This window comes from Variovorax glucosi, assembly GCF_051216695.1.
Taxonomy (GTDB): Bacteria; Pseudomonadota; Gammaproteobacteria; order Burkholderiales; family Burkholderiaceae_C; genus Variovorax.
In genome coordinates this window covers 496,623-516,263 of sequence record NZ_JBPJZE010000002.1, presented here as the reverse complement: position 1 = coordinate 516,263, position 19,641 = coordinate 496,623, and the positions used below count along the sequence as shown (strand labels likewise).

26 protein-coding genes and 1 tRNA gene are annotated in these 19,641 nt (G+C 63.5%); 7 read left to right on the top strand and 20 right to left on the bottom strand.

The features are described 5' to 3' along the window. Window position 1: 1 nt before the first annotated feature. Window positions 2-307 (top strand): hypothetical protein, encoded by a 306-nt coding sequence (locus ACSFA3_RS10740; RefSeq protein ID WP_435505431.1) that lies wholly within the window; start codon window positions 2-4, stop codon window positions 305-307. Here the strand turns inward: ACSFA3_RS10740 and ACSFA3_RS10735 are convergent. Further along, the gene (locus ACSFA3_RS10735; protein ID WP_435505430.1) at window positions 285-980 is read right to left on the bottom strand and encodes an alpha/beta fold hydrolase; all 696 of its coding nucleotides are present in this window, start codon (window positions 978-980) and stop codon (window positions 285-287) included. The two genes, ACSFA3_RS10740 and ACSFA3_RS10735, sit on opposite strands and share 23 nt — an antisense overlap. 166 nt (window positions 981-1,146) lie before the next feature. On the opposite strand from ACSFA3_RS10735, the gene maiA reads away from it, so the two are divergent. The 3 genes from maiA to ACSFA3_RS10720 are packed head-to-tail and all read left to right on the top strand — an operon-like array spanning window position 1,147 to window position 2,980. Continuing rightward, window positions 1,147-1,824, top strand: a complete 678-nt coding sequence (maiA, locus tag ACSFA3_RS10730) for a maleylacetoacetate isomerase (protein WP_435505429.1) — start codon at window positions 1,147-1,149, stop codon at window positions 1,822-1,824. Window positions 1,825-1,862: 38 nt separating this feature from the next. Then, window positions 1,863-2,702, top strand: coding sequence for an alpha/beta fold hydrolase (locus ACSFA3_RS10725; protein WP_435505428.1), 840 nt, complete (start codon window positions 1,863-1,865; stop codon window positions 2,700-2,702). Further along, the gene (locus ACSFA3_RS10720; RefSeq protein WP_435505427.1) at window positions 2,699-2,980 is read left to right on the top strand and encodes a cupin domain-containing protein; all 282 of its coding nucleotides are present in this window, start codon (window positions 2,699-2,701) and stop codon (window positions 2,978-2,980) included. The genes ACSFA3_RS10725 and ACSFA3_RS10720 overlap by 4 nt, the downstream gene beginning before the upstream one ends. A 25-nt stretch (window positions 2,981-3,005) precedes the next feature. On the opposite strand, the gene ACSFA3_RS10715 is transcribed toward ACSFA3_RS10720, so the two are convergent. The 7 genes from ACSFA3_RS10715 to petA all read right to left on the bottom strand — a co-directional run bounded on the left by ACSFA3_RS10715 (window position 3,006) and on the right by petA (window position 8,063). After that, window positions 3,006-3,749 carry a hypothetical protein gene (locus ACSFA3_RS10715; RefSeq protein ID WP_435505426.1) on the bottom strand — a complete coding sequence of 248 codons (744 nt, stop codon included), beginning with the start codon at window positions 3,747-3,749 and terminating at the stop codon, window positions 3,006-3,008. A 34-nt stretch (window positions 3,750-3,783) separates the two neighbouring features. Further along, window positions 3,784-3,859, bottom strand: a tRNA-Thr gene (locus tag ACSFA3_RS10710). Between the two features lie 32 nt (window positions 3,860-3,891). Next, the gene (locus ACSFA3_RS10705) at window positions 3,892-4,512 is read right to left on the bottom strand and encodes a ClpXP protease specificity-enhancing factor (RefSeq protein WP_435505425.1); all 621 of its coding nucleotides are present in this window, start codon (window positions 4,510-4,512) and stop codon (window positions 3,892-3,894) included. A gap of 33 nt (window positions 4,513-4,545) precedes the next feature. Further along, entirely contained in the window at window positions 4,546-5,157 is a 612-nt protein-coding gene (locus ACSFA3_RS10700; RefSeq protein WP_435505424.1) for a glutathione S-transferase N-terminal domain-containing protein, read from the bottom strand. 93 nt (window positions 5,158-5,250) lie between these two features. Further along, the gene (locus ACSFA3_RS10695) at window positions 5,251-6,018 is read right to left on the bottom strand and encodes a cytochrome c1 (protein WP_435505423.1); all 768 of its coding nucleotides are present in this window, start codon (window positions 6,016-6,018) and stop codon (window positions 5,251-5,253) included. 16 nt (window positions 6,019-6,034) lie between these two features. Continuing rightward, window positions 6,035-7,435 carry a cytochrome b gene (locus tag ACSFA3_RS10690; protein WP_435505422.1) on the bottom strand — a complete coding sequence of 467 codons (1,401 nt, stop codon included), beginning with the start codon at window positions 7,433-7,435 and terminating at the stop codon, window positions 6,035-6,037. A gap of 13 nt (window positions 7,436-7,448) precedes the next feature. Continuing rightward, window positions 7,449-8,063 carry a ubiquinol-cytochrome c reductase iron-sulfur subunit gene (petA, locus tag ACSFA3_RS10685; RefSeq protein WP_435505421.1) on the bottom strand — a complete coding sequence of 205 codons (615 nt, stop codon included), beginning with the start codon at window positions 8,061-8,063 and terminating at the stop codon, window positions 7,449-7,451. Window positions 8,064-8,224: 161 nt separating this feature from the next. Here petA and mscL point away from each other — a divergent pair, with 161 nt between their 5' ends. Continuing rightward, window positions 8,225-8,653, top strand: a complete 429-nt coding sequence (gene mscL / locus ACSFA3_RS10680) for a large conductance mechanosensitive channel protein MscL (RefSeq protein ID WP_435505420.1) — start codon at window positions 8,225-8,227, stop codon at window positions 8,651-8,653. Between the two features lie 39 nt (window positions 8,654-8,692). Here the strand turns inward: mscL and pdxA are convergent, their stop codons facing one another. Genes pdxA through ACSFA3_RS10665 form a run of 3 tightly spaced genes read right to left on the bottom strand, consistent with a single transcriptional unit; the run spans window position 8,693 to window position 11,836 of the window. Continuing rightward, a complete protein-coding gene (gene pdxA, locus ACSFA3_RS10675) occupies window positions 8,693-9,727 on the bottom strand; it encodes a 4-hydroxythreonine-4-phosphate dehydrogenase PdxA (protein WP_435506201.1) in 1,035 nt (344 codons plus the stop codon). Between the two features lie 2 nt (window positions 9,728-9,729). Continuing rightward, on the bottom strand, window positions 9,730-10,509 hold the full coding sequence (locus ACSFA3_RS10670; protein ID WP_435505419.1) for a Nif3-like dinuclear metal center hexameric protein: 780 nt from the start codon (window positions 10,507-10,509) through the stop codon (window positions 9,730-9,732). A gap of 4 nt (window positions 10,510-10,513) precedes the next feature. Beyond that, window positions 10,514-11,836 carry an MFS transporter gene (locus ACSFA3_RS10665; protein WP_435505418.1) on the bottom strand — a complete coding sequence of 441 codons (1,323 nt, stop codon included), beginning with the start codon at window positions 11,834-11,836 and terminating at the stop codon, window positions 10,514-10,516. Between the two features lie 190 nt (window positions 11,837-12,026). Between ACSFA3_RS10665 and ACSFA3_RS10660 the strand changes: the two genes are divergently transcribed. Continuing rightward, the gene (locus ACSFA3_RS10660) at window positions 12,027-13,193 is read left to right on the top strand and encodes a S1C family serine protease (RefSeq protein WP_435505417.1); all 1,167 of its coding nucleotides are present in this window, start codon (window positions 12,027-12,029) and stop codon (window positions 13,191-13,193) included. A gap of 65 nt (window positions 13,194-13,258) precedes the next feature. Here the strand turns inward: ACSFA3_RS10660 and tatC are convergent, their stop codons facing one another. The 9 genes from tatC to ACSFA3_RS10615 all read right to left on the bottom strand — a co-directional run bounded on the left by tatC (window position 13,259) and on the right by ACSFA3_RS10615 (window position 18,202). Next, window positions 13,259-14,059 carry a twin-arginine translocase subunit TatC gene (tatC, locus tag ACSFA3_RS10655; protein WP_435505416.1) on the bottom strand — a complete coding sequence of 267 codons (801 nt, stop codon included), beginning with the start codon at window positions 14,057-14,059 and terminating at the stop codon, window positions 13,259-13,261. Window positions 14,060-14,145: 86 nt separating this feature from the next. Further along, on the bottom strand, window positions 14,146-14,616 hold the full coding sequence (gene tatB, locus ACSFA3_RS10650) for a Sec-independent protein translocase protein TatB (protein WP_435505415.1): 471 nt from the start codon (window positions 14,614-14,616) through the stop codon (window positions 14,146-14,148). Window positions 14,617-14,626: 10 nt separating this feature from the next. After that, window positions 14,627-14,872 (bottom strand): Sec-independent protein translocase subunit TatA, encoded by a 246-nt coding sequence (gene tatA, locus ACSFA3_RS10645; protein ID WP_435505414.1) that lies wholly within the window; start codon window positions 14,870-14,872, stop codon window positions 14,627-14,629. Window positions 14,873-14,919: 47 nt separating this feature from the next. Then, the gene (locus ACSFA3_RS10640) at window positions 14,920-15,300 is read right to left on the bottom strand and encodes a histidine triad nucleotide-binding protein (RefSeq protein ID WP_435505413.1); all 381 of its coding nucleotides are present in this window, start codon (window positions 15,298-15,300) and stop codon (window positions 14,920-14,922) included. Continuing rightward, entirely contained in the window at window positions 15,293-15,682 is a 390-nt protein-coding gene (locus tag ACSFA3_RS10635; RefSeq protein WP_435505412.1) for a DUF4870 family protein, read from the bottom strand. Before ACSFA3_RS10635 ends, ACSFA3_RS10640 begins: the two co-directional genes overlap by 8 nt. A 17-nt stretch (window positions 15,683-15,699) precedes the next feature. After that, window positions 15,700-16,095, bottom strand: coding sequence for a phosphoribosyl-ATP diphosphatase (locus tag ACSFA3_RS10630; RefSeq protein ID WP_435505411.1), 396 nt, complete (start codon window positions 16,093-16,095; stop codon window positions 15,700-15,702). Beyond that, complete coding sequence (gene hisI, locus ACSFA3_RS10625) at window positions 16,092-16,481, bottom strand: phosphoribosyl-AMP cyclohydrolase (RefSeq protein WP_435505410.1); 390 nt, start codon at window positions 16,479-16,481, stop codon at window positions 16,092-16,094. Before hisI ends, ACSFA3_RS10630 begins: the two co-directional genes overlap by 4 nt. Before the next feature lie 34 nt (window positions 16,482-16,515). Continuing rightward, the gene (gene hisF, locus ACSFA3_RS10620; RefSeq protein WP_435505409.1) at window positions 16,516-17,295 is read right to left on the bottom strand and encodes an imidazole glycerol phosphate synthase subunit HisF; all 780 of its coding nucleotides are present in this window, start codon (window positions 17,293-17,295) and stop codon (window positions 16,516-16,518) included. Window positions 17,296-17,362: 67 nt separating this feature from the next. Then, the gene (locus tag ACSFA3_RS10615) at window positions 17,363-18,202 is read right to left on the bottom strand and encodes a D-hexose-6-phosphate mutarotase (protein ID WP_435505408.1); all 840 of its coding nucleotides are present in this window, start codon (window positions 18,200-18,202) and stop codon (window positions 17,363-17,365) included. A 95-nt stretch (window positions 18,203-18,297) separates the two neighbouring features. Here ACSFA3_RS10615 and ACSFA3_RS10610 point away from each other — a divergent pair, with 95 nt between their 5' ends. Beyond that, window positions 18,298-19,302 carry a TRAP transporter substrate-binding protein gene (locus ACSFA3_RS10610; RefSeq protein WP_435505407.1) on the top strand — a complete coding sequence of 335 codons (1,005 nt, stop codon included), beginning with the start codon at window positions 18,298-18,300 and terminating at the stop codon, window positions 19,300-19,302. Window positions 19,303-19,641: the final 339 nt, after the last annotated feature.

The following is a 19,641-nucleotide window of genomic DNA, read 5'->3' as shown; positions in this document are numbered from 1 at the left end:
AGTGAACAGACGCCTCCAATCCCTCACCTTGCAGCAAGCCGCAGACGGTTCGCCCACGCTCGCCGGGCTGCTGGCGCGTGCGCGCGACGCCAGCGACCGCCTGAAAGCGATCGAGGAACTGATTCCGGCGGAATTGCGCCGGTCGGTGAAAGCGGGGCCGGCGGAGGGCGACGTCTGGTGCCTGCTGGTTCAGGGCAGCGCCGCCGCCGCCAAGCTGCGCCAGCTGATGCCGCGGCTGGTGACACGGCTGAAATCCCGCGGCTGGGACGTCGCCAGCATCCGCCTCAAGGTGCAGACGCGGCAGTAGTCGTGAGGAACGCGCGAAACAGCGCGGCGGATTCGGCCGGCTTTTCGAGTGTCGGCAAGTGACCGCAAGCCTTGAACACCTCGAATTTCGCGTTCGGCAATGCTTCGGCCAGTGCACGACCAACGGCTACGGGTGCGATGGCGTCGTCCTCGCCCCAGAGCACCAGCGCAGGCATCTTCAGTTTGCCGAAGTGCGAGATCATTTCCGTCCGCGAGCCGGCAGCACGGGCCTGCGCCGCACCGGCCGCGCCGCCGACGCGTCGGGCCATGGCCTTGAAAACGTCTGCGGACTCGACATCCTCCTTTCGCACCACAAGCCCGGAAAGCATCTCGATCACCGCGTCGGGGCTGCCGTCGAGTGCGGCGGCCAGGTCGGGACCGCCCGGCTTCGGCACCGCCGGATCGCAGCCCATCAACCAGAGCGCGCTGACGCGCTCCGGTGCGGCCAGCGCAACCTTGAGCGCCAGATTGCCGCCGTAGGAAGTGCCGACCAGCGCGAACTTCTCGGGTGCGCGCGCCAGAATGTCGGCGGCGCTGGCCTCGAGCGTCGGCTTCGGCGACAGCAGGACGTGCGCGTCGACGACGTCGCCGAGATCTGCGATGACGTCGCGGTACATCTGTTCGTCGCAAAGAAGAGCGGGAATGAATACGACGGGCGCGGGACGGGCGATCATGGAAAAACTCTTTCGTGAATCGGGGATTGAGTGCAACGGGCTGAAACGGATTGCACCGGCGGTTTAGGCTTACGCCGCAGTTGCATGCGGCGCGGCTATTCTGGCTGGCCAATTCAAACCCGGCAGGTCGAAAGCAATTCGGGCCTGCTGCATTCAGGATCTCTCAATGTCCGACTCATCCCGTTTCGAGCTTTTCTCGTATTGGCGCACCTCGGCCACCTACCGGGTGCGCGTCGCCTTCAACCTCAAGGGCCCGACGCCGCGAGAGCGCAACGTCGACATCGACGCCGGCGAGCAGCGCAGCCCCGAATTCCTGAAGATCAACCCGATGGGCGCCATTCCGGCGCTGATCGATCACGGCGACGGTCAGCCGGCAACGCCGCTCACGCAGTCGCTAGCGATCCTCGAATTCCTCGAGGAAACCGATCCCACGCCCGCCTTGCTGCCGTCCGATGCGCACGGTCGTGCCCGCGTTCGCTCACTTTCGCAGATGCTTGCCGCCGACACGCATCCGCTCATCACGCCGCGCATCAAGAAGTACCTGACGACCGAAGGAAAGTTTGACGATGCGGCGTGGCGCGCATGGCAGATTCACTGGTTTAGCACCGGCCTTCAAGCGCTCGAACAACGGCTGGCGAACGAACCGGACACAGGAAAGTTCTGCCACGGCGATACGCCGACGATGGCGGACATCTGTCTGGCCAGCATCGTCGTCGTGATGCGCGTGTTCAAGATCGAAGTGACGGGCATTCCGACCGTGATGCGGATCATGGATGCGTGCGAGGCGCTCGAAGCCTTCGGCAAGGCAGACCCGCGCCGGCAGGTCGGCGCACCGCAGACCTGAGCCCCCAACCGACCTCGTCATTTCAAAAGGAGAAACACATGCCGTCGATCACCGTCGCTACCGAAAACAATCATCCGGTCCAGCTTTATTACGAAGACCAGGGAAGCGGTAAACCCGTCGTGCTCATCCACGGCTGGCCGTTGAGCGGGCGCTCGTGGGAAGCGCAGGTTCCGGCACTCGTCGCCGCCGGCTACCGCGTGATCACTTACGACCGTCGCGGTTTCGGATCGTCTTCGCAACCGTGGTCGGGCTACGACTACGACACCTTCGCTGCCGACCTCGACGGCCTGATGACCGAACTCGACCTGAAGGACGCGACGCTCGTCGGCTTTTCGATGGGCGGCGGCGAGGTGGCACGCTACATCGCCAAGTACGGTACCGATCGCGTGAGCAAGGCAGTTTTCGCCGCTGCCGTGCCGCCGTACCTCTACAAAAGCGCCGACAACCCGGAAGGTGGCCTGGACGATGCGACGATCGAGCAGTTCGAGACCGGCGTCAAGACCGACAGGGCCGCCTTTCTGGAAGACTTCAGCAAGAACTTCTTCACGGCCGGTGGCAAGTTGCAGGTGAGCGAGGCACAGCGTGCGTATGCGGTGCAGATTGCAGCCTTCGCATCGCCCAAGGGCACGCTCGACTGTATCGGCGCTTTCGCCCGAACCGACTTCCGTGCCGATCTCGAGAAGATCACGATTCCGACGCTCGTCATCCACGGCGATTCGGATGCGATCGTGCCGCTTGAGGTGAGCGGTGCGCGGACGCACAAGGCCATCCCGGGCAGCGTGCTGAAGGTCGTGAAGGGCGCACCGCACGGATTCAACGCGTCCCATTCGGCGGAGTTCAACGAAGGGTTGATCGCTTTTCTGTTGGCGGCGTCATGAACTTCGAAAGCTTCGAGAAGTTCGAGTCCGAGGCGCTTGCCGCCGGATTCGAGGAAGCCCTGGTCCGCGAATGGGCGCCGCATCAGATCATCGCCATGCACTCGCACCCGTTCGACGCAAGTGCGGTCGTCACGCAAGGCGAGATGTGGCTGACCTGCGATGGCGACACGCAATATCTGACACGCGGCGGAACATTCGATCTACCGCGCGGCACACCGCATTCGGAGCGCTACGGCCCGGAAGGCGCCGTCTACTGGGTGGCGCGGCGCAGCACCTGAAGCAGGTGACGGACGACCGAGCGGATCAGAATCGCCGCGCCAGCGAAAGCCGGACCATGTTCTGCGGCGTGAAATTGACCTTGGGATCCCACGCTGCGCGCACGGACCACACCGGCCAGTCGTAACCGACCGAAAGTCCGGTTCGCCGGACGAACCGGTTCTCGACGGTTCCCTGCTTTTCGAGCAGGTCGAAGACGAGCTGGCGACCCTCCGAAAGGCCCTTGCGCCAGATCAGGTGCACATGTTGCTGATCCGGGTTGTCGCGGTTGTCGCGAATCAACTGCACGGTGACGGTGTTTTCTTCGTCCCAACGACATCCGCCGTAGACGGTGAACGAATCGTTCGGGTCGAAGTTCAGGTTTGCGTAGGCGTGGAGATTCGTGCGCCCCAGTCCGATCCCGGCGAACCAGCGATCGCCGGTTTCGATCGCAAGACTGCCGCCCACGAAGCCTCCCGACGCCGACTGCAGTGAAGGCAACACGCGCACGGGCCCCAGGGAGAACACATGGTCCCAGCCTCCTCGAAGCTGCGAAAAGTCGAGCGCGGGCGATCTGAACCATCCCAACCAGACGTTGCCGCTGCCGTACGTGTAGCGCAGGTTGACGTCGAGTCCGGGCCCTGCTGGAAGAGCGCCTCCAGCAACGCTGTAGGAGCCCAGGGTGATCTTGAACGGTGTGGGTGTGTCGGCCGCCGATGCGGGCACCGAAATGGCAGCGAGGCTCAGTGCCAGTATTGCGATCGAATGGAACACGGATGTCCAGTGGCGCATTGCGCAGCTCGCTGGCTGCGTTCTTGTTTCGAAATGGTGCCGCTTGTCGGAATCGAACTGACGACCTACCGCTTACAAGGCGGTTGCTCTACCAACTGAGCTAAAGCGGCACGGGTGTGGATTCTAGCGGGAGCGCGGCTTGCTATTTGACGCGCTTGAGAGACGGTTTGGCGCCGCCGTTGGGCGAAGGCGGACGTGGCGGCTCGCTGGAGCCATCGTGGCTGGAATCGGTGTCCGAATCCTCGGAATCGGTGCTGACCAGATGGATGACCTTGTTGCCCTCTGATTCGGCTCCCCGCAACGCGTCGCGCAGGGGCGAACGTTGTTGCGGTTCCTTGGCAAGCGCGATGCCGGGAGACCCGGCGCCGCTGGCCAGGTCGGCCTGCTCGCCATTTCCGTCCGTATCCGCGTCCGCATCGACGATGTCGTCTTCGGCTTCGATCGGCGGAGGGAAGGCCATGCCCTCTCCGTTTTCGCTGGCGTAGATGGCGACGACACGACCGATCGGCACGATGATCTCTCGCGCGATGCCACCGAATCGGGCCTTGAACGCGATGAACTCGTTGTCCAGCTTCAGCGAGCTGGTCGCGCCGAAACTGATGTCCAGAACGATTTCTCCGTTCTTCACGAACTCGCGCGGCACCTGTACCGTGTGGTCGACCTGCACCGCGACATAAGGCGTGAAGCCGTTGTCGGTGCACCATTCATACAGCGCCCGAATGAGGTACGGACGTGTGGAGGTGGGCTGTTGCGTGTCGGTCATGGGGTACGGGCTTGCGGAGAGCAGAAGACTGGATTATTTGCGCATCACCTTTTCGGACGGGGTCAGCGCTTCGATATAGGCCGGACGCGAGAAGATGCGTTCGGCGTATTTCAGAAGGGGAGCCGCATTCTTGCTGAGATCGATGCCGTAATAGTCGAGACGCCAGAGCAGCGGCGCGATGGCGACATCAAGCATCGAAAAGTTGTCGCCCAGCATGTATTTGTTCTTCAGGAAGACAGGCGCGAGTTGCGTGAGCCGGTCGCGGATGTGCGCGCGAGCCTTCTCGAGTGCCTTGTCGTTGCCCTTGGCCGTGCGATTTTCGAGCGCAGCCACGTGAACGAAGAGTTCCTTCTCGAAGTTGAGCAGAAACAGACGGACACGTGCGCGGTCGACCGGGTCGCCGGGCATGAGTTGCGGATGCGGGAAACGCTCGTCGATGTACTCGTTGATGATGTTCGACTCGTACAGGATCAGGTCACGCTCGACCAGGATCGGCACCTGGCCGTACGGATTCATCACGCTGATGTCTTCAGGCTTGTTGTAGAGATCGACGTCACGAATCTCGAAGTCCATGCCTTTCTCGAACAACACGAAGCGGCAGCGGTGGGAAAAAGGGCAGGTCGTACCTGAATACAGAACCATCATGGCGAGAGACTCCTAAAAATCAAAAAGAGTGGGATGCGGAAGCAACCCACTCTGAGGGACCGGCCGCTTCACGCGATGCCGGTCGATAAGCGACTACTTGACGTCTTTCCAGTAGGAGGCATTGAGCCGCCAGACGAAGACCAGCGCCATGACCAGGAACAGAAGCACCCAGACGCCGACACGAACGCGGGTGTTTTGCGCCGGTTCGGCCATCCACTGCAGGTAGTTGACGAGATCGCCGACCGACTGATCGAACTGGAGGGGCGTCATTTTGCCAGGGCTGACCTGTTCCCATCCCTTGAACACATCGACCTCGTGGCCGTGCTGCTCCATTTTGGCGTAGACCGGACGGCGTTCGCCCTGCAGTTCCCACAGCACGTTCGGCATGCCGACACTTGGAAAGGCCTGGTTGTTCCAGCCGGTCGCCTTGGTATCGTCGCGGTAGTAGGTGCGCAGGTAGGTATACAGGTAATCGGCACCCGTGCCGCCGTGACCGGAGCGCGAGCGCGCCACCAAAGTCAGGTCGGGCGGATTCGCGCCGAACCAGTCCTTGGCCTGCTTCGGATCGATGTTGGCCTTCATCGTGTCGCCGACCCTGTCTGTCGTGAACAGAAGGTTGTCCTTGACCTGCTGCTCCGAGATACCGATGTCCTGGAGTCGGTTGTAGCGCATGAACGCAGCCGAATGGCAGCTGAGGCAATAGTTGACGAACAGCTTCGCGCCGTTCTGCAGCGACGCCAGGTCGTTGGTCTTGTTCGGCGCCTTGTCCCAGGCGATGCCGCCTTCGGCCGCGCTCGACACAGTGGCGGAGCCCGCGACGATTCCGAGTGCGGCGATCAGCGTGAGGAGGAGTTTCTTCATTCTTTTGTGCTCCAGCTCAATGCGCAGCGAACGTCACGCGGTCCGGCACCGGCTTGAAGTTGCCGAGCCGGCTCCACCAGGGCATCAGCAGGAAGAAGCCGAAATAGAACAGAGTTCCGATCTGCGACACGCGCTCGCCGATCGGCGATGGCGGCTGCACCCCCAGATACCCCAGCACGACGAAGTTGATGACAAACACACCGTAAAGGTACTTGTTCCAGCTCGGACGGTAGCGGATCGACCGTACGGGGCTGTGGTCCAGCCAGGGCAGGAAGAACAGGATGATCACCGCGCCGCCCATGACGACCACGCCCCAGAACTTCGCATCGATCGACAGCATCAGCGCGACGGCTCCGACAGCCGCAATCACGATCGCGCCCTTGAAGATGACCGCCAGGCGCGACTTCCAGACGCCGTAGACCGCAGCGAGCACCACGCAGGCGATCAGCGCATACATCATCTCGCCGGTGATGGCACGCAGCATCGAATAGAACGGCGTGAAGTACCAGACCGGGGCGATGTGGTTGGGCGTCTTGAGCGAATCGGCCGGGATGAAGTTGTTGTATTCGAGGAAGTAGCCGCCCATTTCCGGGGCGAAGAAGATCACGGCCGAGAAGATGGTCAGGAAGGAAACGACACCCAGGATGTCATGCACCGTGTAGTAGGGATGCGACGGAATGCCGTCCACCGGATGGCCGTCGGGACCGCGATTTGCCTTGATCTCGATGCCGTCCGGATTGTTCGATCCGACTTCGTGCAGCGCGATCAGGTGAGCGACAACCAGACCCAGCAGGACCAGCGGCACGGCGATCACGTGGAAGCTGAAGAAGCGGTTGAGCGTCGCGTCGCTCACGACGTAGTCGCCGCGGATCAGCAACGCCAGGTCCGGACCGATGAACGGAATCGCTGCGAACAGGTTCACGATCACCTGGGCGCCCCAGTAGCTCATCTGGCCCCACGGCAGCAGGTAGCCCATGAAGGCTTCGGCCATCAGGCACAGAAAAATCGCACAACCGAAAACCCAGATCAGTTCGCGCGGCTTGCGGTAGCTGCCGTACATCAGGCCCCGGAACATGTGCAGGTAGACGACGACGAAGAACGCCGATGCGCCCGTCGAGTGCATGTAGCGGATCAGCCAGCCCCACGGCACGTCGCGCATGATGTACTCGACGGAGGCGAATGCCTGGGTCGCATCCGGCTTGTAGTGCATCACCAGGAAAATGCCGGTCACGATCTGGATGACCAGCACCAGCATCGCGAGCGAACCGAAGATGTACCAGAAGTTGAAATTCTTCGGCGCGTAGTAGTTGCCCCACTGCTCGTTCCAGAGCTTGCTGAGCGGGAACCGGTTGTCGACCCAGTTCAGCAGCCGCTCGCCGGCGGGCGCATTCGGGGAAACTTCGTGGAAATCAGCCATGTCGTGTGTCCCCTCAGGCCTTCTTGTCGTCGCCGATGAGCAGTCGCGTCTCGGTGAGATACATGTGTGGCGGCACCGGCAGGTTGTCGGGAGCCGGCTTGTTCTTGAATACGCGGCCGGCCAGATCGAAGGTCGAGCCGTGGCACGGGCAGAGGAAGCCGCCTTCCCAGTTGTCGGGCAGCGAAGGCTGCGGGCCGGCCTGGAGCTTGTCGGTCGGCGAGCAGCCCAGGTGCGTGCAGATGCCGACGACCACCAGCACCTCGGGCTTGATGGAACGCCCGGTATTCATCGCGTACTCGGGCGTGAATTCGGAAGGATTGCGTTTGGATTCCGGATCGGCCAACTGACCGTCGAGCTTCGGCAACTCCGCCACCTGGGCCGGGGTGCGCTTGAGGATCCAGACCGGCTTGCCGCGCCATTCGACGGTGATCTTCTCGCCGACCTGCATGCTGCCGATGTCGACCTCGACCGGCGCACCCGCTGCCTTCGCTTTCTCGGAGGGCTGGAAAGTGCTGACGAAGGGGATTGCGACTGCTGCGCCACCCACAGCGCCGGCACAGCCGGAGGCTATTAACCACGTTCGCTTGCTCTTGTCGATCCGTGGGGCTCCGACGGGGATGTCACTCATGGGGGTCCTCAATCTTGTCGCTGGGATCTGGTTCAACGCGCGATTGTAGCGGAGCGATACAAGTGGATTCAACGCGCCTCACGCACCGCAAATCGCCTGCGACGCCGTGTGCGATGCCCTCCTATACTGCCGACTTTCAACCCTGGAGAGAGGTCCCAACCATGAGCGTCCTGAAGGAATTTCGCGAGTTCGCGATCAAAGGCAACGTCATCGATCTGGCCGTCGGCGTGATCATCGGCGCCGCGTTCGGCAAGATCGTCGATTCGCTCGTCGGCGACGTCATCATGCCGGTGGCGAGCCTGGTCTTCGGCAAGCTCGACTTCTCCAACCTCTTCTTCGTGCTCGGCACCGTGCCGCCGGGCGTCGCGAACAATGTCGCCGACATCAAGAAAGCCGGCATCCCGGTACTCGCCTACGGCAATTTCATCACCATCGCGGTGAACTTCCTGATCCTGGCTTTCATCATTTTCATCATGGTCAAGCAGGTCAATCGCCTTCGCAAGAAGGAAGAAGCCGCACCCGCCGTCGCCGCGCCACCGGAAGACATCGCTCTGCTGCGCGAGATCCGCGACAGCCTCAAGCGCCCCTGATCAGCCCCTGATGCGCCCCTGATCGACTGAACCTTCCGGTCAGGCCACCGGCACCAGCGCCCGCGCCATGCGGATCGCTTCGATCAGGCTGGCCGGATCGGCTCTTCCGGTGCCGGCAATGTCGAATGCGGTGCCGTGGTCGGGGCTGGTGCGCACCAGCGGCAGCCCCAGCGTCACGTTGACGCCCTTGTCGACGCCCAGATACTTAACCGGAATCAGGCCCTGGTCGTGGTACATCGCGATAACGACATCGAATTCGCCGGTCTTGCCTGGCGTGGCGCGTGCGCGCATGAACACGGTATCGGGCGCATAGGGCCCGTGCGCATCGATGCCTTCCCGCTGCGCGGCAGCGACAGCCGGCGCGATGATGTCGCGCTCCTCGGTGCCGAACAGCCCGCCCTCCCCCGCATGCGGATTCAGCCCGGCGACGCCGATGCGTGGCGGACGGCCCAACGCGGTCTCCAGCGCACGATGCGCGATGCGGATCGTGTCCAGCACGCCTTGCGGATGCACGGCGGCGATGGCATCGCGCAGAGACATGTGGATGCTCACCAGCACGGTACGCAACTCGTCGTTGGCCAGCATCATGCGCACAGGCACTTTGGCGATCGGCAGTTTCAACCATGCCGCCGCCTCGGCCTGCAACAGTTCGGTGTGCCCAGGGAACCTGTAACCGGCCGCCGACAGCGATTCCTTGTGCAGCGGCGCCGTCACCAGCGCTGAAATCTCGCCGGCCAACGCCGCGCGCGCCGCCCATTCGACACATCCACCCGCAGCGCGCCCTGCCGATGCGCCGACCTGGCCGAGCGCGATGTCATGCGGCGGCTCGATCACCTGCAGCACCGGAATGCAATTCGGCGGCACGGACAGCAGTTCGCCCAGCGTCTGCAGTACGGCGACCGGCATCGCGAGCCGTCCGGGCGCTGCCAGCATCCGGCTGGCACGCCGAATCGTTTCGACATCGCCGGCCACGAAACAGTCTCGCGTGACGTCGGGCGCGTCGCGGAATGCCTTGACGACGATTTCCGGGCCGATGCCGGCCGGATCGCCCATCGTGATGGCTATCGGTTTCATGCTCATGCCGGGTTGTCGATGTCGATGAATTCGTGCGTCAGGCCCAGCTGTGCCGCGACATGCGCCGCTGCGGCCGGTGCGCCGTAGCGCTCGGTCGCATGGTGGCCGCAGGCCAGGAAGGCGACGCCCATTTCGCGCGCGTAATGCGCCTGCGGCTCGGAGATTTCGCCGGTGATGAAGGCATCGGCACCGGCTGCGATCGCGGCTTCAAAGTAGCCCTGCGCGCCGCCGCTGCACCAGGCAACGGTATGGATCGGCCTTTTTGCACCGCCACCGGGCACCAGCGTGACCTGTCGACCCAGCACCTGCTCGGCATGCGACGCCAGTGCACCGGCATCCGCGAACGCTGCGCCGTCGACGCGTCCGCCGACGAAACCCAGATCCTGCTCGCCGAAACGCCCTTCCGCACCCGCGCGCGGCACGAGCCCGAGCTTCAGGCCGAGTTGCGCGTTGTTGCCCAGATCGGGATGCGCATCCAACGGCAGGTGATAAGCGAAGAGATTGATGTCATGGCCGATCAGCAGCCCCAGCCGCTGGCGCATCCAGCCGGTGATGCAGCCGCTCTGTCCGCGCCAGAACAGGCCGTGGTGCACGAAGATCGCGTCGGCTTCGGCGCGGATGGCTGCCTCGATCAGCGCGCGGCTGGCGGTGACGCCCGACACGATCTTGCGCACCGTCGTGCGGCCTTCGACCTGCAGGCCGTTCGGCCCGTAATCCTTGAAGCGCGCAGGCGCGAGGAGAAGGTCGAAGGCGTGCAGGAGTTCGTGACGTGTCGTGCTCATCCGTTCATTGTGGCGCGGCGCGCATCGGATAGCCACGCGAAGCGATCGGCAGCAGCGCGAGCAGGAAACCCACCACCGCCAGCGTGCCGACATAGTGCGCCGGCGCCATCAGATCCTTCTGCAGCCACAGCGTGAGAATCACCGGCGTCAAGCCGCCGAAGATCGCGTAAGACATGTTGTACGAGAACGAGAGCCCCGAGAAACGCACATGCGCCGGGAACGCGCGCACACCGGCGATCGGCACCGTCGCGATCGTTCCGACGAACAGGCCGACCAGTCCGTAATGCCACACCAGAGAGGTCGGCGTGCCCGGAAGGCTCGTGTAGAAAAGATAGGACGTGACCAGCAGACCGGCCCAGCCGAACAGCATCACCGCGCGGGTGCCGAAACGGTCGGTCGCCCAACCGAAGATCACGCAGCCGATCGTCAGCATCAGCGTGGCGACGGCGTTGGCCTGCAGCGCGAGCGCCGCCGGAATGTGGTGCACCTTCTGCAGGTAAGTTGGCGTGTAGAGCACGACCACGACGATGGCCGCTGAGAGCACCCAGGTCAGCAGGCCGACGAAAAGGCTGGCGCCGCGATGGTCGCGCACGATGGTCTTGAGCGGCAGTTCGCGGTCGACGCTGCGGCGGCCGGCCAGTTCCTTGAACACCGGCGTCTCATGCAGGAAACGGCGCAGATACACCGATACCAGCCCGAACAGTCCACCCACGATGAAAGGCCAGCGCCAGGCGAAACCGCTGACTTCGGCCGGCGTGTAGTGCGTGTTGATGAACACCGCGACGAGCGAACCCAGCAGGATGCCGCCGGTGATGCCCGACGTCAGCGTGCCGATGGCGAAGCCGTAGCGCTTCTGCGGCGTGTGCTCGGCCACGAAGACCCAGGCACCGGGCATTTCGCCGCCGATCGCAGCGCCCTGCAGGACACGCATGGCCAGCAGCAGCAATGGCGCAGCGATGCCGATGGACTCGTAAGTCGGCAGCAGGCCGATGACCAGCGTCGGTGCGGCCATCAAGAAGATCGACAGCGTGAACATGCGCTTCCGTCCCAGGACATCGCCGAAATGCGCGATGACGATGCCGCCCAGCGGACGGGCCAGATAGCCGGCGGCGAAGATGCCGAAGGTCTGCAGCTGGCGCAACCAGTCGGGCATGTCGGCCGGGAAGAACAGCGCGCCCAGCACGGTGGCGAAAAAGACGTAGATGACGAAGTCGTAGAACTCGAGCGTGCCGCCGAGCGCGGAAAGCGCGAGCGTCTTGTAGTCGTTCTTGTCGAGGTTGCGGGCGGGCGCGGCGGAAGCCGGGCGCGCCAAGTCGGGTGCAGTCATGAAAAACCAGGAAAGAAATCAGGGAACCTGCCGGGCGATGTAGGAGGCAGCCGGCTGCGAGGGCCGTGATTTTAAGGGTTTGCACCTAATTGCACGAAACCTGGCGGCGTTGTCCTTCTCGACAGGGTCGCGCGAGCCCGGGTCGTTCAGGGACAATTGAGAACTACTTCCGACTATGAAATCCTGCCCCATGAAGCGCACCTGGCTGCTTTTCGCCCAAACCGTGACCGTTCTGCTGGCGGCCTATTTCGTCGTCTCGACGCTGAAACCCGAGCTGCTCAATCGGCGCACCTCGCTCGGCGGGCTGGTCTCGGTAATAGAGGCGCCCAGTGTCGGCGTCATCGCCGGCAACACCGCGTCCGGCAGCCTGAGCGCTGCGGCGAAGAAGGCCTCGCCAGCTGTGGTCAGCATCAACACGAGCAAAGCCGCGCAGCGCAATCCGCGCAACAACGACCCGTGGTTCAAGTTCTTCTTCGGCGAGCAGAACAGCGACCAGCCGCAGGTCGGCCTCGGCAGCGGCGTGATCGTCAGCGCCGACGGCTATGTGCTCACGAACAACCACGTCGTCGACGGCGCCGACGAAATCGACGTCACGCTCAACGATGGTCGCCACGCGCGCGGCAAGGTGATCGGCACCGACCCGGACACCGACCTCGCGGTGCTCAAGATCGATCTCGACAAGCTGCCGGTCATCGTGCTGGGCAATTCCGACGCGCTGCAGGTCGGCGATCAGGTGCTGGCCATCGGCAATCCGTTCGGCGTCGGCCAGACGGTGACCAGCGGCATCGTTTCGGCACTGGGCCGCAACCAGCTCGGCATCAACATGTTCGAAAACTTCATCCAGACCGACGCGGCCATCAATCCCGGCAATTCGGGCGGTGCGCTGGTGGACGTGAACGGCAACCTCGAAGGCATCAACACCGCGATCTACTCGCGCTCCGGCGGCAGCATGGGCATCGGTTTCGCGATTCCGGTGTCGATGGCGAAGCAGGTGCTCAGCGACATCGTGACCGAAGGCAAGGTGACACGCGGCTGGATCGGCGTCGAGCCGAACGACCTGTCGCCGGAGCTGGCCGAGACCTTCGGCGTGAAGGCGAACGCGGGCGTGATCATCACAGGCGTGCTGCAGAACGGACCGGCAGCCAAGGCCGGAATCCGGCCGGGCGACGTCATTACGCAAGTGGAAGAAAAGAAGATCGACAACGTCCAGGAACTGCTGACCGCCGTCGCCGGCCTCAAGCCCGGCAGCGAAGCGCGTTTTGCGCTGCAGCGGGGCAGCGACAAGATGGAGCTGAATGTGAATCCGGGTCTTCGGCCGAAGAGCCGGGCGCGGCGCAATCCGGCGGAAACCGAATAGTCATCATGGACGGCGCCGGCTTCGCACCGGTCCTGACGCCATCCCTCAGCTCAGCTCAGCTCAGCTCAGCTCGGCTTGATGTCGGTGCCGGGTTCTTCCGGCGCCTTGCTGATCTTGACGAAATACTTGGCGGCGATGATGCCGATCTCGTACAGCAGACACATCGGGATCGCCAGCGCCAGCTGGGAAACCACGTCCGGCGGCGTCAGCACCGCCGCCACCACGAACGACAGCACCACGAAGTAGCCGCGAAACTCGCGTAGCTTCTCGACCGTGACAATCTCGAATCGCACCAGCAGCATCACCACGATCGGCACCTGGAAGGCGCAACCGAAGGCGATGTAGAGCGACAGGATCGCCTCCACGTAGGAAGAGATATCGGGTGTCGCCGCAACGGATTCGGGCGTGAATCGCTGGATGAAGCCGAACATCTTGTCGAGCACGAAGAACTGCACGAATGCGATGCCGGTATAGGCCAGCAGGCTGCCGAAAAGGATCAACGGCAGCGCGAACTTCTTTTCGTGGCTGTAAAGCCCCGGCGCCACGAACATCCAGATCTGGTACATCAGCCACGGCAGCGCCAGCAGCACGGCCGTCATGCCAAGCACTTTGAGCGGCACGAAGAACGGCGAGAACACGCCGATCGCGATCAGCTTGGCATCGTGCGGCATGTGCGCGCGGATCGGCATCGCGATCATGTCGATCAGGCCGCTCGGGCCAGGCCAGAACGCAAGCAGCGCAGCCGCCACCGCGAGGCCGTAGCAGCAGTAGAGCAGGCGGTCGCGCAACTCCATGAGGTGCTGCACGAACGGCTGCTCGGTGCCGGCAAGTTCGTCGTCTTTTTTCGTATCGGAAGAGTCGGCCATGGAAATTGCTGCGAACGGAAAGGAGGCCGGTGTGCGGGAACGGATGGAAATGCCGGCGCAGCGATCTGCGCATCGGGCAGATCGGACTAGTCGATCTTGTGCGGCCGGAACCGCGCGACACGCGCCGCACCGGAAAGCGCCTTGGTACGCACGCCGTTGCGCGACTTGTACCACTGCGGCGTCGCGCCCTGCTTCAGCCGCCAGTTCTTGCGCGGATGCCGGTAGGCCGGATACACGGGATAAGAAGGCGTGTCGGGTTCGGCCAGCGCGGACAGGGTCTGTCCGCTTTCGGAAAACTGCTTCTCGAAATCGCTGGCGCCGGTGTGGATGCTCTGCTCGACGTCGCGCGCGGCGCTGTGCATCGTGTCCTTCATCTTGCGAAGTTCGTCGAGGTCCATCGAGCGATTGACCTCGGCCTTGACGTCGTTCACATAGCGCTGAGCCTTGCCCAGCATCGTGCCGACCATCCGTGCCACGCGAGGCAGCTTCTCCGGTCCGATGACGATGAGCGCGACCGCGCCGATCAGCGCGATCTTGGAAATGCCGAGATCGATCACGCGCTGCGGCTCAGGACTTCTGACGCGCTTCGACGTCGATGGTCGACTTGTCGACAGTCGGGCGGCTGGTCACCTGTGCGTTCGGGCCGGTGGCCGTATCGGTCGTTTCGGTAGTCGCGCCGTCCTTCATGCCGTCCTTGAAACCCTTGACGGCACCGCCGAGGTCGCCGCCCATGTTGCGAAGCTTCTTGGTGCCGAAGATCATGACCACGACGAGCAGCACGATCAGCCAGTGCCAGATTGAAAAAGAACCCATGGATTACTCCTGAAGAATGTGAAGAATTTTAAACAGGATGAGCGTACTCAACCCTTGAGCCACGGTCGTGGCCCGCCCATGACATGGACATGGAGATGATGGACTTCCTGACCGCCGTCGGTGCCCGTGTTGACGACGACGCGGAATCCGCCGTCCGGATAAGGCTTGCAGCCCTGCTCCACCGCCAGCCGCGGCGCCAACGTCATGATTTTTCCCATCAGCGCCGCATCTTCGGATGTCAGCTGCGCCATCGATGCGATGTGACGCTTGGGCACCAGCATGAAATGCACCGGCGCCCAGGGCGCGATGTCGTGGAAGCCGAAGATGTCATCGTCTTCATAGACCTTCTTCGCCGGGATCTGGCCGGCGACGATCTTGCAGAAGATGCAGCTCGGGTCGTGAGCCTGGGATTGAATGTGTTCAGACAAGATTCGGCTCCATCGAACGGCCGGCATTCATGCGGATCATTCCCTTGACGATTCGGTACAGGAACCAGAGCGAAATCACGCCCCAGGCGATCCAGCCCGGAATGACGAACAGCAGCCAGAGCCACGACGTCAGCAGATAAAGAATGCCCGCCCAGATCACCGACCGGATGCGCCAGCTGAAATGCGACGCCTGCCAGGTGCCATCCGCATCGGAGCGCTTGGCGATGTCGATGATCAGCGCGATCAGCAGCAGCACGATGGACGCCTGCGCGCCCGGCAGAACGGCGCCGACCGCCACCACCAGATGCAGCACGTAGCTGACCCAGCCCCAGGTCTTCAGCGTCGGATCGGGTTCGACGATCACGATGTCGTTCGGTCGCATATCTATTTACCCGTCTTTCAGTCGTTGGCAGCTTCGCGGGCCTGTGCCTTGCGAAGCGATTTCTCTTCGATGCCGCTGGTGCCTTCGCGGCGCTCGAGTTCGGCGATGACCGCATCCGGCGACAAGCCGTAATGCGCGAGCGCCACAAGACAGTGGAACCACAGATCGGCCACTTCGTTCACTATTTTTTGCGCATCGCCGCCGTGGTCGGCGTCTTTCGCGGCCAACACGACCTCGGTCGCTTCCTCGCCGATCTTCTTCAGGAAGGCGTCGGGACCCTTGTGCAGCAAACGGGCGACGTAGCTCTTTTCCGGGTCGCCGCCGTTCGCGGGAAGGCGGCTTTCGATCACCGCTGCGAGACGCGCCAGCGCGTCCTCGCCATTGGCTTTTTCTTGAATCGTCGAGGTTGTCATTTGTAGATGGATTCCGGATCTTTCAGCACCGGCTCGACGGCGGTCCACTGGCCGTCTTGCAGCTTGCTGAAGAAGCAGCTGTGACGCCCCGTGTGACATGCAATGCCCGGCTCGTGACCGAGCTGCGTCACTTTCAGCAGAACGACATCGTTGTCGCAATCCAGGCGGATCTCGTGCACCGTCTGCACGTGGCCCGATTCCTCGCCCTTGAACCAGAGCCTGGCGCGCGACCGGCTGAAATACACCGCTCGGCCGAGTTCCGCCGTCTTCGCGAGCGCTTCGCGGTTCATCCAGGCGAACATCAACACGTCGTTGCTGCCCTGCTCCTGCGCGATGACCGGCACAAGGCCGTTCGCGTCCCATTTCACATCGTCGAGCCAATTCATCGGCGGATTGTCGCAAACAGTCGGTACCGACCGATCAAAGCCGTACAGGAATGCCGCGCGCAGCCATGCAGGCCTTGGCCTCGCCGACCGTGAACTCGCCGTAATGGAAGATGCTGGCCGCCAGCACCGCGTCGGCGCCGCCGGTCTGTATGCCGTCGGCCAGATGGTCGAGCGTGCCGACGCCGCCCGATGCGATCACCGGTACGCCGACAGCGTCGCTGACCGCGCGCGTCAGCGCCAGATCGAAGCCGCTTTTGGTGCCGTCGCGGTCCATGCTGGTCAGCAGGATTTCGCCCGCGCCGCGACGTGCCATTTCGGTCGCCCACTGCACTGCGTCGAGCCCGGTGTTCTTGCGCCCGCCGTGGCTGTAGACGTCCCAGCCCGCGCCACGCGCAGCTGCGTCCTCGGGCGAGCGGCGCTTGGCATCGATCGCGACCACGATGCACTGCGCGCCGTAGCGATGCGATGCATCTTCGATCACCTGCGGATTGGCGATGGCTGCGGAGTTGAAGCTGGTCTTGTCGGCGCCGGCATTCAGCAGCCGGCGCACGTCTTCGACCGTACGAACGCCGCCACCGACCGTCAGCGGGATGAAAACCTGCGATGCGACCGCCTCGATGATCGGCAGGATCAGATCGCGGGCGTCGCTGGTGGCCGTGATGTCGAGAAAGGTCAGCTCATCGGCGCCCTGTGCGTTGTAGCGCGCCGCGATCTCCACCGGATCGCCCGCGTCGCGCAATTCCAGGAAATTGACGCCCTTGACGACACGGCCGCCGGTCACGTCGAGGCAGGGAATGATGCGTTTGGCGAGCATGAGAAGGGAATGGATTCGGAAAGATTGGAAAAGTCTGGAGATTCGAGAAGGACTTGCTTGCAGCGCGTCACTTCACGACGAGTTGCTGCCAGCCCAGCCATTCGTCGCCCGGCGCGAGCAACACCGGCTCATCGATGCGGGCAGCCTCGACGCACAGCATGTGGCGATAGCCGTCGTCCGGCATGTCGGCGAGCTTCGCGCAAAGCGCTGCACCGGGATTCCAGACGACCGTCTCGGTGCAGCTCGCACTCTGTGAAATCTCCAGCACGCCGGAAGGCTGCACCAGCCGAAGCGGTGCCGCCGGTGCCGAGTAGACGCTGTCGAATTCGCTGTCGAAGCGAAGTTTCTCCGCCATCTCGACGTGACGCTCGTCCCGCAAGGAATCCCAGCGGTTCGCGCCCTGCAGCCCTTCGAGCCGCACGCCGTCGATGTCGTCGACGCGCAGATAGCTGTGCAGCGCCGCAGCAAACGACCACGGCGCGCCGCCGCGGTTGGTGACCGACAGTGCGACGCGCAGCACGCTAGGTTCGAGCACGACGCGCAGGACGAGATGAAAAGCGTGCGGCCAGATGGCGAGCGTGACGGCATCGTCCTGGAGCGAGAAAGCCATCTGGTTCGGTGCGTCGTCCGGGGCCGCGTCCACAGCCCAGGCCACATTGCGGGCGAAGCCATGCTTTTGCAGAGGACCGCGTGCATTGAACTGCGGCCAGCACAGCGGCATGCCGCCGCGGATCGCGCTCTTGCCGTCGAAAAGAGCGCCAGGGCTCATGTAGAAGCGCTCGACGCCGTCGGCAGTGGTCCAGGAAATCACCTGGGCGCCGTGGAGCGCGACGGTACAGGTATCGCCCTCAGGCAGCGTGAGGCGGACGGCGGCCTGGCCGCGGAAGTCGATCGTTTCGATGGGCATCCGTCGATTCTAGTTTTCGAAAGATGTCCGTACCGATGCCGGGACCGCAACTTGCGTGCTGCACGGACTCCTACGACTCCGCAACGGAACGCCCCATGTCACGCATCGTCCGCGCAGCCCGCGCTTTCGGGCTTGCCGCCCTGCTGCTACCGGCGTTTGCTCGCGCGCAACTCGCCGCGCCGCCCGTCATCACGCTGAGGATGACAACCGAATATCCCGCCACTTCCATGCCCGGACTCGGCGTGTCGACTTTCGCAGCGCAGGTGCGACAGAACACCGACGGCAAGGTCGTCGTGGAGCCCGGCTTCGACGCGTCGGCGGGATTCAAGTCGGCGGACATGATCGATGCGGTGCAAGCCCGCAAGATCGACGCCGCCGATGCCTTCGCTGGCGGCATCGCCAACAAATATCCGCTGTTCGCCGTCTCGTCCCTGCCTTTCCTCGCCGATTCGCTTCCGCGCGCCGAAGCACTGCTCAAAGCGGCCCGCCCCGCCTACGAATGCTTCCTGCAGGCCCACGGTCAGAAACTGCTCTACACCACGCCCTGGCCCGCATCGGGCATCTGGTCGAAACAGCCGGTCGCATCGCTCGACGCACTGAAGTCGCTGCGCATCCGAACCTACGACGATGTCTCGCAATCGGTCATGACGTCGGCCGGCGCCAAAGCCGTCAACATCTCCTTCGCCGACGCGATGCCGCTAATCGCAGCCGGTGAAGTCGATGCCGTGCTGTCGTCGGGCGACGGCGGCGCGGGGCGCAAGCTCTGGGAATACCTGCCGCTGTTCGCTGAAATCAACTACGCGATGCCGATATCGATCGCGACGATCAACCTGGCTGCGTACGAAAGCCTCGATCCGGTCCTGCGCGCTGCAGTCGATCAGGCCGGCGCCGATACGGAAGCCGCGCAGTGGCTGCGCATCCGAAGCCGGCTGGAGGAGAACTACGCGACGATGCGCAGCAATGGTGTGGCGATCGACACGAAAGTGCCGCCAGCGGTGATGGAAGCACTGAAGGAGGCTTCGGTGGGCGTTGTGAAGAGCTGGCAGATGAAGGTTGGGGCGGATGCGGATGAGATCTTGCGGGGGTTGGGGAAGCGCTGAGCTGGCCGGCCATCTCGACGAGGACGATGGTTCGCGCGTGCTCTTTCGGAGGCTGCGGCCCCCTCCCCTGCCCCCCCCCGGAAGGGGAGGGAGTAAGACCGGCGCAGCTGTCGTGTAAATGTCAGCAGCGAGCGCACAAGTCGCGCCACCCCAAAGCCCGGTAGGTGAAGCGCTTGGGGCGACCCCTCTGCGCCGCTGAGGAGCGCAGCTTCAGGCGGATCAGGGCCAAAGCTGTCTGAGCGTGAACGAAGTGGAAGCGAGTTCTTTGGACCCCGCCTGAAGCGAGCACCGCAAGGCAGCCCGAAGGGCCGGCGCAGTGGGGTCGCCCCAAGCGCTTCA